This window comes from Myroides sp. N17-2 (genome assembly GCF_002286775.1).
Classification (GTDB): Bacteria; Bacteroidota; Bacteroidia; order Flavobacteriales; family Flavobacteriaceae; genus Flavobacterium.
This window is the reverse complement of record NZ_NSGJ01000037.1, coordinates 1-12,639: the sequence shown is the minus strand read 5'-3', so window position 1 is coordinate 12,639 and position 12,639 is coordinate 1. Positions and strand designations below refer to the sequence as shown.

At 33.6% G+C, this 12,639-nt stretch carries 12 protein-coding genes and 3 tRNA genes; 7 read left to right on the top strand and 8 right to left on the bottom strand.

The genetic code is table 11. The annotated features are described in order from the left end of the window. Nucleotides 1–136: 136 nt before the first annotated feature. Nucleotides 137–976: an aldo/keto reductase gene (locus tag CF599_RS14210; RefSeq protein WP_121966670.1), complete on the top strand. Its 840-nt coding sequence runs from the start codon at nt 137–139 to the stop codon at nt 974–976. Nucleotides 977–1,056: 80 nt separating this feature from the next. Here CF599_RS14210 and CF599_RS14205 read toward each other — a convergent pair whose 3' ends face one another. Beyond that, nucleotides 1,057–2,292, bottom strand: coding sequence for a 3-deoxy-D-manno-octulosonic acid transferase (locus CF599_RS14205; RefSeq protein ID WP_121966669.1), 1,236 nt, complete (start codon nt 2,290–2,292; stop codon nt 1,057–1,059). A 170-nt stretch (nt 2,293–2,462) separates the two neighbouring features. Here CF599_RS14205 and CF599_RS14200 point away from each other — a divergent pair, with 170 nt between their 5' ends. From CF599_RS14200 to CF599_RS14190, 3 genes are all read left to right on the top strand, one after another. Beyond that, nucleotides 2,463–3,593, top strand: coding sequence for a DegT/DnrJ/EryC1/StrS aminotransferase family protein (locus CF599_RS14200; protein WP_121966668.1), 1,131 nt, complete (start codon nt 2,463–2,465; stop codon nt 3,591–3,593). 218 nt (nt 3,594–3,811) lie between these two features. Continuing rightward, complete coding sequence (locus CF599_RS14195) at nt 3,812–4,138, top strand: type II toxin-antitoxin system RelE/ParE family toxin (protein ID WP_121966667.1); 327 nt, start codon at nt 3,812–3,814, stop codon at nt 4,136–4,138. Between the two features lie 67 nt (nt 4,139–4,205). Further along, nucleotides 4,206–4,514 (top strand): helix-turn-helix domain-containing protein, encoded by a 309-nt coding sequence (locus CF599_RS14190; RefSeq protein WP_216821876.1) that lies wholly within the window; start codon nt 4,206–4,208, stop codon nt 4,512–4,514. A gap of 84 nt (nt 4,515–4,598) precedes the next feature. On the opposite strand, the gene CF599_RS14185 is transcribed toward CF599_RS14190, so the two are convergent. The 7 genes from CF599_RS14185 to CF599_RS14155 all read right to left on the bottom strand — a co-directional run bounded on the left by CF599_RS14185 (nt 4,599) and on the right by CF599_RS14155 (nt 11,953). Next, nucleotides 4,599–5,777: a multidrug effflux MFS transporter gene (locus CF599_RS14185; protein ID WP_121966666.1), complete on the bottom strand. Its 1,179-nt coding sequence runs from the start codon at nt 5,775–5,777 to the stop codon at nt 4,599–4,601. Between the two features lie 77 nt (nt 5,778–5,854). Then, nucleotides 5,855–6,727: an ACP S-malonyltransferase gene (fabD, locus tag CF599_RS14180; RefSeq protein WP_121966665.1), complete on the bottom strand. Its 873-nt coding sequence runs from the start codon at nt 6,725–6,727 to the stop codon at nt 5,855–5,857. Nucleotides 6,728–6,843: 116 nt separating this feature from the next. Continuing rightward, a complete protein-coding gene (locus tag CF599_RS14175) occupies nt 6,844–8,946 on the bottom strand; it encodes a peptidylprolyl isomerase (protein ID WP_121966664.1) in 2,103 nt (700 codons plus the stop codon). Nucleotides 8,947–9,175: 229 nt separating this feature from the next. After that, nucleotides 9,176–9,376, bottom strand: a complete 201-nt coding sequence (locus CF599_RS14170) for a hypothetical protein (protein WP_121966663.1) — start codon at nt 9,374–9,376, stop codon at nt 9,176–9,178. A 3-nt stretch (nt 9,377–9,379) separates the two neighbouring features. After that, nucleotides 9,380–9,937 (bottom strand): LPS export ABC transporter periplasmic protein LptC, encoded by a 558-nt coding sequence (lptC, locus tag CF599_RS14165; RefSeq protein WP_121966662.1) that lies wholly within the window; start codon nt 9,935–9,937, stop codon nt 9,380–9,382. A gap of 23 nt (nt 9,938–9,960) precedes the next feature. Next, the gene (locus tag CF599_RS14160) at nt 9,961–11,226 is read right to left on the bottom strand and encodes a hypothetical protein (protein ID WP_121966661.1); all 1,266 of its coding nucleotides are present in this window, start codon (nt 11,224–11,226) and stop codon (nt 9,961–9,963) included. After that, on the bottom strand, nt 11,204–11,953 hold the full coding sequence (locus CF599_RS14155) for a type III pantothenate kinase (protein WP_121966660.1): 750 nt from the start codon (nt 11,951–11,953) through the stop codon (nt 11,204–11,206). Before CF599_RS14155 ends, CF599_RS14160 begins: the two co-directional genes overlap by 23 nt. A gap of 128 nt (nt 11,954–12,081) precedes the next feature. On the opposite strand from CF599_RS14155, the gene CF599_RS14150 reads away from it, so the two are divergent. From CF599_RS14150 to CF599_RS14140, 3 genes are all read left to right on the top strand, one after another. Continuing rightward, nucleotides 12,082–12,154, top strand: a tRNA-Phe gene (locus CF599_RS14150). A 33-nt stretch (nt 12,155–12,187) separates the two neighbouring features. After that, nucleotides 12,188–12,260 (top strand) — tRNA-Phe (locus tag CF599_RS14145). 30 nt (nt 12,261–12,290) lie between these two features. Then, a tRNA-Phe gene (locus tag CF599_RS14140) sits at nt 12,291–12,363 on the top strand. Nucleotides 12,364–12,639 lie beyond the last annotated feature (276 nt).

The window sequence follows — 12,639 nt, the reverse complement described above, 5'->3', positions numbered from 1 at the left end:
AATTAATAATAGAGATGCTTTTGGTCGTTTATTATAGAGGATTATACAGGATAGGAAATGGGAAAAATCGCTGAATGATGTTTAATACATAAATGATTTTGTACATTGTACACTGATAACTATAAAAAGTGATTAAATGGATACCTATATATTAAGTAATGGAGTAAGAATCCCTAAGGTAGGTTTTGGGACGTGGAAAGCTGCAGAGGGAGAGCAAGCGGAGAATGCTGTGTTATGTGCTATATCTGAAGGGTATAGACATATAGATACAGCTTCATTTTATAAGAATGAGATTAGTATTGGCAAAGCTATAGCTAAGTCTGGTGTCCCTAGAGAGGAGTTGTTTGTGACTACTAAACTTTGGAATGAGAATAGGGGATATGAACAGACATTAAAGGCATTTGATCTATCGTTAGCTAATTTAGGATTAGCGTATTTAGATTTGTATCTGATACACTGGCCGGCTAGTGCTCATCAGTTTGCTAATTGGAAAGAGATAAATGCAGATACTTGGCGTGCATTAGAGCATTTATATAAGGAGGGAAAGGTCAAGGCTATCGGTGTAAGTAACTTTTATGTACATCACTTAGAGGCGCTGTTAGAGACTGCAGAGATTAAGCCGATGGTTAATCAGATCGAGTTTCACCCTGGGTTAACACAGGCAGAGGTAGTGGCGTTCTGTGAGCAACAATCTATATTAATAGAAGCGTGGAGTCCTATCGGTAGAGGAAATATTCTTGATAATGAGATTTTGCTTCATATGGCATTAAAATATGGTGTGACTGTACCCCAACTTGTTCTTAAATGGATAGTTCAAAAAGGGCACCTTCCAATGCCAAAATCAGTAACTCCCGAACGTATTAGGGAGAATATTGACATTAATAAAATCATAATTAGTGAAGAAGATGTTGCGGTAGTGGATAATTTGCCTTATATTGGTGGTTCGGGATTAAATCCTGATCAAGTTGACTTTTAAACCAAAAGTTCACGATAAGTACGATTATTAATTCATATAAAAAAGGTAAGTAAACATCACGTTTACTTACCTTTTTACTTTTATTGAATATGTTTCATTATTTTGTCAGTAGCATTTTTGTTTTTGAGTATAAAATGGTTACTTGTTTCTCCTAATTTGACTCTTTTTGCCTCATCATGTAGCAATTCGTTGAAGATACGGTCTAGGTCAGACTGAGAATTCACTACAACACAACTGCCTAAAGTTATCAAATCCTTAGCTTCTTGGAACTTTTTATAATTTGGACCAATGATAACGGGTACTCCATAAGTAGCTGCCTCAAGAATATTGTGAATACCTGCGCCAAAGCCTCCACCTATATAGGCTATATCTGCATAACTGTATGCTTTAGTAAGGATAGAATACGCATCTATAATATATACGCGATATTGTGTGAGGTCTTTATCCTGATGCTCACTGTGTAATACAGTTGGTACAGTTAGACTCTGTACTAGATTATTGATTTGTTCTTTCTTTATATTATGTGGAGCGAAGATAAACTTGATGTTTTGATTCTCAGCTTTATTAATATAGTTAGCTAGTAACTTCTCGTCTTCTGGCCATGAACTACCGATAACGATGGTTTTGGCTGTTTTATGATTAGTGAACGCTTCTAAAAAAGGAAGAGTATTATCATATTCTAATATCTGAGATACTCTATCAAAGCGTGTATCTCCTACTACTTCTACATTCGTATAATGAAGTTGGTTAAGTAATGATTTAGAAATTTCGTTCTGAACAAAGAAATAAGTAAACGTGTTTAATGCCTTTCTGTAGAAACCACCATACCACTTAAAGAATACTTGATCTGGTCTTAGTATTCCTGAGACTAGATAAGTAGGCGTATTTTGTTTATTTAATTGATTTAAGTAATTAGGCCAATATTCATATTTAACGAAAAAAGCTTTTTCTGGATGACATAGTCGTAGGAATTGTTTAGCGTTCGCTATAGTATCCATAGGAAGATATAATGTTGCATCAGCAATAGTATTGTTTTTCTTTACTTCATACCCTGATGGAGAGAAGAAAGTAAGTACAATCTTATGTGAGGGGAACTTTACCTTTAATTGTTCCATAATAGGAAGCCCTTGTTCATATTCACCTAATGAAGCTACGTGTACCCAAAACACTTTATCTGTGGCAGATATACGTTCTTGAAGTATTTTAAAGGATTGTTTTCTTCCTGATACAAATAGGCTTAGTTTTTTGTTGAACAGCGCGATAATTTGTATGAAAAAGATAGAAATATAGGTCAGTAGATTATATAGAAAAAACATAGGTAAATCTTTATTGAGCGAAATTACGTTTCTTTTGATAAAGTTTAGGCTTTGGGTTAAAGAATTTATTATTTTTGTAGGGATAACTAATATCGAAATAGAATGCTATTTGTATGTGCAACTAGTTGGTTACTATATAAGTAGTTGAAAAGATATAAAAGACAATTAGAATGAGAAAAATTCAAATGGTTGACTTGAAAGGTCAATATGAAGGAATAAAAGAAGAAGTGAATCAATCGATTCAGGAAATATTAGAATCTTCTGCCTATATCAACGGACCACAAGTACATGCATTTCAAGCAAATTTAGAAAAGTATTTAGGTGTTAAGCACGTTATACCATGTGCTAATGGTACTGATGCTCTTCAGATCGCTATGATGGGATTAGGATTAAAACCTGGTGACGAAGTGATCACTGCTGACTTTACTTTTGCAGCTACAGTTGAGGTAATCGCATTATTACAATTGACTCCTGTATTAGTAGATGTTTGTCCTGAGACATTCAATATCTCTATTGAGGCTATCGAGAAGGCAATTACTCCTAAGACTAAAGCTATCGTACCTGTTCACTTATTCGGACAGTCTGCTGATATGGATGCTATTATGAAATTAGCTGAGAAACACAACTTATATGTTATCGAAGACAACGCGCAAGGTATCGGTGCTGACTATACTTACCCTGATGGTAAAGTAGTAAAAACAGGAGCTATCGGACACGTAGCTGCTACTTCATTCTTCCCATCTAAGAACTTAGGTTGTTATGGAGACGGTGGAGCTATTTTTACTAATGATGATGCTTTAGCACATACATTAAGAGGTATCGTGAATCACGGTATGTATGAGCGTTACCACCATGATGTAGTAGGTGTAAACTCTCGTCTAGACAGTATTCAAGCTGCTGTATTAAATGCTAAGTTACCTAACTTAGACGCGTATAATGTAGCTAGACGTACTGCTGCTCAGAAGTATTCTGCTACTTTAGCTAATCACGCTAATATCGTTACTCCTAAAGTAGATGGTAATGAGAACAGTCACGTATTTCACCAATATACACTTCGTATCGTGAATGCTGATCGTGATGGATTATTAGCACACTTACAAGGTAAAGGTATCCCATGTGCTATCTATTACCCAATACCATTACACAATCAAAAAGCATACTTAGATACTCGTTATAACGAGGCTGACTTCCCTATCACTAATCAGTTAGTAAAAGAAGTTCTTTCTTTGCCAATGCATACTGAATTAGATGATGAACAAATCAAAGTAATCACTGATGAGATTAAAGCATTCTTAGGATAATCACTGAGAATTATAAATACGAAAAAGCAGACTATATCAGTCTGCTTTTTTTGTTGGTATAGCTTGTTACTCTTTAGTGTGAAAATAAGTGATAATTGATGTGTATTAAGTTGTTATTTAGTCTATTGTGTAGGGTAATGCTATTTTGTTGGTAATTTAAATGTTTCTATATATGGAACATATTTATTATATTTGCAGAATAATAAGATGTTTGTATTATGAGTAATTTCAACATAGAACTTCTTCCACAAGCTAGAAAGTTCATCTTAGGGATGAATACCTCTGCTCAAGAAAAAGTATTAGAAGACCTGAGAAAAGCTAGGGATAGTAATGATGTGTCTGTGTTTAAAAAGCTAAATAGGAATATATGGGAATTTAGAAGTAGATGGAATGGGATAGAGTATAGATTTTTAGCTTTCTGGTCAATAGATACGAATAGCTTAGTTATCGCAACACACGGTTTTATAAAGAAAACTCAGAAGACACCTCTACAAGAAATTAGGAAGGCAGAGCAGATTAGAAAGATATACTTAGAGATCAGTTAGTGATAGAATGGATCAAGATAGGGGAGCAAATATTTTAAAAAAGTATTAATTTTAATACATTAATCAAATGAATAAGATTAAAACATATACACTAGATAGTGTGGTCGATGAAACGATAGGTGTGATAGGTACTCCTAATAGAGATAGATTTGAAGAAAAAATCAAGATAGAACTTATAGGAAAAAAAATAAAAGAAGTGCGTCAAGAGAAGAAAATGACACAAGAAGAGTTAGGGAAATTAGTAGGGGTACAGAGAGCACAAATATCTAAAATAGAAAATAGTACTTTAAATGTTGGTTTAAGTACCATCTATAAGGTTTTTGAAGCTTTAGGTGCAGATATCTCCTTTTCTGTTGCTTACAACTTCAATAAATAAACACAGCATTAATAGAATAGAGAATGCCCCAAAGAGTAGCATACTTTTTGGGGCATTTTTTATAGGTTATTGCTTTTAATTTGGTTACTCTTTAGTATTTAGAATAATAACGAACGATACTAGAGCACAGCTTAATAATGAGATGGCTACAATGCTCATAGATCCATTATTAAGGCTATTCAGTAATATAGATGTTATAAATGTAAAGGCTAGTTGAGAAGCTCCGAAAAGGGCTGAGGCTGTACCTGACTCTGCTTTAAAAGGCGCTAGTGCTAATGTCGTAGTCGTAGGGAATAATAATCCTAACGGCAGTACGAAAAAGAATAATGGGATTAACTGTATATAGATATTTAGCTCTAACTCTATAAATAACCATAGGAGTAGGGCTGCTATAATTTGTATACTGGTTCCTAGTTTGATTATATTTTGTGGTGATAATCTTTTTCTCAATACAGATGACGTTAAGAAAGATCCTAGCATTAGTCCACAAGAATTACCCATAAAGACAAAGCTAAAGTGTGTACTAGATAATCCTCCTGCCTCCATTACTAATACTGGAGAGTTAGAAATGTAAAGCATCAAGCAACTATAAGCGATACTACCAATGATGGTATAGGTGATAAATATTTTATTCTTAAATAGATTGATGTAGTTAGTCAATATACCTGATACATTTAATGTAGTCAATCTGCTAGAATAATCTTCCTTTAAAAAGGAAACGGTCATACAGATACTCAAGGTAGCAAATAATGCCATGGCAGTAAATACTTGTCTCCAATCAAAATATTTCAGGATAACATTACCTAGTATAGGAGCAATGATAGGTGCTATACCACCGATAACGGCAAGTATGCTAAATATTTTTAAGGTTTGGTCTTTCTCAAAACGCTTGTTAACAATGGCTCTTGCGATAACGACTCCACCACTACTACCAAAGGCTTGTAAAAAACGATACATCCACATCACCTTGATATCTTTAACGAAAATAACAGCTAAAGAAGAAAGTATAAATATAGTAAGACAAATAACAATAGGTTTCTTACTACCATATTTATCAGATATAGGCCCCCAAAATAATTGACCAATGGCTAGTCCTCCTAAGAAAGTGGATAGGGATATCTGTACTAGATTAATTTCTGTATGTAAGTCAGATGCTATTTTAGGAAAAGCAGGTAGATACATATCTATTGCTAAAGGTCCTAAAGCGGTAAGACTTATAAGGGTGAATATAAGGATCCACTCTTGATAGGTTAGTTTTTCCAAAAGGGTAAGGTTAAAAAAATCCTTGGAAGATTACAACCAAGGATTTTAGGTATTATACAATTGTTGTATTTTTTATATTATGCTGAGTGAGTTTCAGCATCTTTATTGATCTTTTTGATTAGTCCAACTAATACTTTACCAGGACCAACTTCTGTAAATAAAGAAGCACCATCAGCAATCATTTGTTCTACAGACTGTGTCCATCTAACAGGAGCAGTTAACTGAAGAATAAGGTTATTTTTTATTTGTTCAGCATCACTTACAGCGTTAGCTGTTACATTTTGGTATACTGGGCAAGATGGAGTATTAAACGTAGTCGCTTCTATAGCAGCTGCTAGTTCTTCACGAGCAGGTTCCATCATAGGAGAGTGGAATGCACCACCTACAGGAAGTAATAAAGCTCTTTTGGCTCCAGCTTCTTTTAAAGCTTCACAAGCTTTCTCTACAGCAGTAGTTTCACCTGAAATTACTAATTGACCAGGGCAGTTATAGTTAGCTGCAACTACAACACCATCAATGTCAGCACATACTTTCTCAACGATACTATCTTCTAATCCTAGAACAGCCGCCATTGTAGAAGGTGTTATTTCACAAGCCTTTTGCATAGCCATAGCTCTTTTAGAAACTAGTTTAAGAGCATCTTCGAAAGCTAGTGTTCCATTAGCCACTAAAGCAGAGAATTCTCCTAAAGAGTGACCTGCTACCATCTCTGGTTTAAAGTCTTCTAATGTTTTAGCTAAGATAACTGAGTGCAAGAATACTGCTGGCTGAGTTACTTTAGTTTCTTTAAGTTCTTCAGCAGTACCTTCGAACATAATATCTGTAATTCTGAAACCAAGGATTTCGTTTGCTTTTTCGAACATCTCTTTAGCTAGTGGTGAGTTTTCGTATAAGTCTTTTCCCATTCCTGTGAATTGAGCTCCTTGACCTGGAAATACGTATGCTTTCATAAGTTTAGTTTTAAATTTTGTTAGGACAAAAATAAGGTATTTTTATCAGTTAACCATATAGGCATAAAAAAAGCCATCTGATTATCAGATGGCTTTTCTTTTATAGTTTTAAAGTCTTATTGAAGAACTCCGATACGATTATCTTTAATCTTAGCGTTGTCTTTTAATACTTTTAGGATTTGCATTTGAGCCATTCCTCTAACACCGTTTTCTACTTTAGCTTTATAAGTAACGTAGTTTGGTAATTCTGGAGCTTTAGCTACATTCTTAGTGTTAACCATATAAACACCTTGTAAACCATCGATTAGTTTAGAATCTTTGTTTACAGCTGTAGCGAATGCTGTACCAACTACTAAAGGTTCATTCCCGATGTTAGTAATAAGTGGAGCAGCAGTAGTTACATCAGTCATTGAAGAGATAGAAGCTTTAGAGCTGTTAGAAACTTCTTGGATAGTATTACCAACCATTTTCTTTCTAAGAATTACTGCTTTTTTCTCATTCATTAAGATAGGTTCTATGATTGATTTCACTTCTTCTACTGGAGCTAAACCAGTGTCGTTTTTAGAAGTGATCTTAACAATGATATGTCCGTCAGCACTGTCAAATCTTTTGATAGCACTATCTTTTGTGTCTTTATTAAAAGCCCAAGAGATAATACTTCTTTGGTTACCAGCACCAGGTAAGAATTCTTCGAATGGACGAATAGTAATATTGTTCTGAGTTGTAAATCCTAAACCTTGAGCAGAAGCAATAAAGTCTTTTGCTGCAGGAGCATCTTGTTCTAATTGAGTTGCTTTTGTGAATAGTTCATCAGCAGTTACATCAGATACTTCAATTTTACGAGCTACAGTAGCTAATTTAGCGCCTTCTTTTTTCTCGTTAACTTGAATAATATGGAAACCAAAGTCAGTTTCTACTAAACCAATAGTACCAGCAGCATTGTTAAAGATGAAGTTGTCAAATGGTTTAACCATTTGTCCTTTTGGGATATCTTCATATTTACCACCGTTGTTTTTAGAACCTGGATCTTCAGAAGCCATCATTGCTTCAGTAGCGAATGTAGCTGGAGCAGCTTTTACTTTAGCTAGAATTTCTTCAGCTTTAGCTTTAGCTTCTTCTTTCGTTCTAGTAGCTCCTTGTGAAGCCGAACCTGCAAAACCTATTAGGATATGAGAAGCATCAACTCTCTGACCTGCTTTTTTATCAATCATTCTAGAGATACAGTAGTAATCTCCCATAATGTAAGGACCAAAAGTTTGACCAGGTTGTAAGTTAAATAACTCTTCTTGATATTCTAAAGGAAGATCTTTCTTCGCATAGTATAAACTGTCAAATTTGATATCTGAATTTGTATTTACAAATGATTCGATGTCTTTAACTGTTTTGAACCCTGGAATAGTATCGTTCTTTTTAGTTGTAGCATTATATTGTACAGTAGGTTTTAGGTAACCTTCTATAGTTTCTTTTACTGTTTCTTTATCTGCAGCAGAAGGAGCACTAGAAAGTACAGCATACTGTAAAACACGAGTAGGTTCAGATTTGAATCTATTACTGTGTTTTTTCATAAACTCTACTATTTCTGTATTTGATACAGGAGCTTCTTCGTTGTTTACTGTAGAGTAAGGAACAGTCACATAGTCAAAAGTAACTTTGTTGTTTTCGCTTGCATAAACAGCTTTAGCTTCAGTTGTAGTAGTATAAATACCTCCTTGAACTAATGAAAAGTACATTTGTTCTAAACCAACTTTCTCTAATTCTTTTTCATAAGCTAACCATTGATTCCATTGTTCCTGTCCAGCATTCTTCATCATAGCAACAAATTGGTTGAATTTGTTGATGTCGAATTGTCCAACAGCATTTTGAAATTCTGGATTGTTAGCGAATGTAGGATTGTTTTTAACAACGTTTACTAACTGTTCTTTACCAATAGCTAAACCTAATTTAGCAAATTCATTAGTAAGTAAAATGTTATTTACTTCGTTGTTCCAAACCATCACTCCTGCTTGAGTATTACTCATTTGGCCTTGTTTCTCGGCTTGAGCTACTTTGTGTAGGAATTCTTGGGTATTAATTTCTTCACCATCTACACTACCAATGTTTCTAGATAGTCCACCTCCCGTGCTTCTTACTACGTCGCCAATAACGAATGCTAATAAAGCAATACCGATTACGGCAATTAACAGAGCGGATTTTTGTCTAATTTTTGATAAAACTGCCATGCTTTTTTATTATGTGTAATTTTTTTCAGTGAGCGAAAATACAATTATCTATTTAATAATAAAAGCAGTAGTGCTTTTATTTTAGTAGTTTTATTAAGTTTTTATTTAGAATTGTGAATATTTTTTTTAAAAGTTATTAATTAGGACTGAAATTCAGTAATTAAGGCTGTTAAGGTTAGATTTGATTATAAAAAAAGGGGTAATCATTTTTGATTACCCCTAGGTATATTTATTGGTTTTTTTGCTTGTAGTGATTTTCCATCTTCTTAGCATATCTTCTTCTGAAGAAGAACATAAAGATGGCAAATACTGTTGCTCCTAAACTTAGCCATATATCATAGTTGTTAACTAATAGCTTTGTAATTATATCATATATAAACAAAGCAGCAATGAATAGGTAGAAGAATGGTATTATATGAAGTGGTTTCATTTTTTAATCTTTATTTTTAACACTTTCTGCGTAACTATCTGTTGCCTTTACTTTAGTCATTTTAGTGTCAAAGTCGACACCTATTCCTCGAGTAAAGTTCTCGCTATCTGTAGAAGCTTTGTATTTTCCTTCTGTAAAGAACCATTCGTTCTTTTGGTCGTAGTATAACTGATCTGAGTTCAATTTCTTTCCATCATGTGTTGTTATTACTACATTTCCTTGTAAATCAATAAGGTCTGTTTTAGTATAGCGTATAGCGTAATCAGCAATTACAGTGTTTTTATTATTGTCTTTATCAAATATCGTTAAGTGAATACCTTTAGGGAATTCTGTAAAAGGGTATTTTACATTACTGTAATCTAGCATTTTAGGGCTTACTAATATTGCTTTAACTCTACCAGAGTCAATATATTGTCCCCTCATGTTTTCTACTTCACTGGCAGGAAAAAAACTGACTTTATTAAAGTTTTGTATTTCTTTAAAGTTACTCTCACAAGAGAATAAGCTAATAGAAATAATAACAATTAATAATGTGCCTAATAGTTTAGATATCAATTTCATCTTATTAACTTAATCTAGTTTGATTAGTCAAAACGTCTTCTTTGGAACCAAAGGTCATTTAATGAGAAACCTACGTAAACACTAAAGTAATTTTCTTTAGTTAGACCATTGTTCTTAGTTCCTCTGCTTCCATATTCAACACCGATATTTAAGTTAGTGAACTTTCTAGGGTCTCCGATAGGAAAACCAAATCCGGCATTAACAGCCATATCGTTGATTGATTTGTCATTTAATACTAAACCAGTATTCTCATATTTGAATCCAGCTCTGTAGACAATACGATCAAAGTAGCTAGTAAAAGAGTTGTACTTAGGAATATAAAAACCTCCAACAGAGAAGCGATTAGAATTCTCATAGTTAGCTATAGAAGTATTGTTCCAAGAATCAGACAATTTACTGTTCTGAGTAAATGTGTATTGACCTCCAACAAACCATTTAAGGTTCTTTCCAAATCCTAATCCCATAGATAGAGCCTGTGGGTTAGTTATATTCTTCGACGCATCAATTATCGTAGTTTGATCTACTATTTGATTAACATTTAAGATTTGAATTTGAGTAAGGTTTTCATTAGTCCATTTTGTTTCTGGGCTATATGTTACATTAGCTTGGACATCATAATCTTTAAATTTACCAAAGTATTGAGCAGAAAGATCAAAAGAGAATCCGCTATAATGTAATTTTCTATATTCTCTAGTAATGTTTTGTAAAGAAGTACCATCGCCTAAGTCAGTGATGTTTGTATAAAGATCATTTTTAGTATTCCCAAAATGATATCCAGCATTAACTCCAACAGAGAAGTTGTTGTTTATTTCATATCCTGCACCTAAGAATGCTTTATTTATTCCTCCATTACCTTCGTATCTAGAGTTTATCTTTTGTCCTTGTGGATTAGTTCCTTCGCCATTTATTTTATAACCAACATTAGAGAATGGAAGTAAACCGAATACTACACCTAATTTTTTAGTAATAGGTAATCCTACTGCAACGTAGTCTATTGTTTGTCTATTTGCTTTGTCAGAGCTCACATCGTTTTTGAAGTTATATGATGTAGCTGTTGCACCTAAAGAGAATGTTGTTCTTTTTAATTTAGCAAAAGAAGCTGGGTTTTTTAAATTTATATGAATACTATCTGCGTAAACATTTGTTCCCCCCATAGCTTTATATTCATTAGTACCATTGTAATTTACATTACCTATACCATAATATGAGTAAGGAGAAGCATTGCCTTGTTGAGCTAAAGCAGCTGTACCGCAAAGTAAGCTCAGGCTAAAGAAGATTTTTTTTATCATTTTCAATTGTGTATTGATATAAATTGTTCAAACTTTCTAATAGGAAGTTTGAATTAGCAAATATGACGTTTTTTAATCTTTTGACCAAAAAAAGTGTGTCTCCTCCAGTTAAAATTATTTTTAGATCAGGATAGAGTAATTTATATTGAGCAATAATCCCTTCTATTTCTTGGGTTATTCCGTTGATAACACCAGAATGAATGGATCTGTCTGTTTGATCTCCGATGAGATAATCGATGTCTTCAGGAGCTAATAAAGGCAGTTTAGCAGTGTAATGATTTAGTGCTTTATATCTTAAAAGTAATCCAGGAGAGATAGCTCCTCCTAGATATTCGTCTTTTTCAGTAACAAATTCATAAGTGATACAAGTACCCGCATCGATTATTAATCTGTTGCTTTTTGGAAATTGAAGTACAGCTCCTGCAGCTAGTACCATTCTATCTATACCTAAAGTTGTAGGTGTAGCATAAAGATTTTTAAAAGGAAAGTTACTTTCGTGTGTTATTTCTATAACTTCAGTGTTTTGCTGTAGCCATAAAAGTGTTTCATTATGGAGTTTTCCTACTGAAGAAAGGATGGTTTTAGGTTTTATTGATTTTTTTTTAAAAATATTTTCAAGTATTTTTTCAATATTTTTCAGCTCTATAAAAAGTACGTCTTTAAGCGTATCTTTTTCAAAGATAGCTATTTTGGTTCTTGTGTTTCCAATATCGATGGCTAGAATCATAGTGTTTCCCTTATGTTCGACAAAGGTAGTAAATGATTTTTTTTATAAAAAGTTTTGGAAGAATGAAAATCTGTTATATATTTGCAACCGCTTAACAGAACAAGATTGTTCTCTTCTAAAAGCCAATTGGTGCCTTAGCTCAGTTGGTAGAGCAATGGACTGAAAATCCATGTGTCCCTGGTTCGATTCCTGGAGGCACCACTAAATTTGCTTTTAGATATTAGTTTTTAAAAAGGTGCCTTAGCTCAGTTGGTAGAGCAATGGACTGAAAATCCATGTGTCCCTGGTTCGATTCCTGGAGGCACCACAATTTAAACATTAAGCATACCTTTAAAAAGGTGCCTTAGCTCAGTTGGTAGAGCAATGGACTGAAAATCCATGTGTCCCTGGTTCGATTCCTGGAGGCACCACAAAAAAACCACTACTTTAGTAGTGGTTTTTTTATTTTTATTATATCTCAATAAGAGGTGTCTCGTGTTAATTTAATTGTTGGATAAACACAGAATGTGTTTATCTTTTGTCATTAAAACCTATATTGACATGTGTTGCATCACAAAACGGTTTATTTCGGATCAATCTCAAAAGTTGTGTGTGAATTAAAAACTACAGATCTTTGTAATGATAAATAATAAACGTGGAAAACTATATTGAGTTTATAAAAATGATTTTACCTGAGTTTTTAGTAG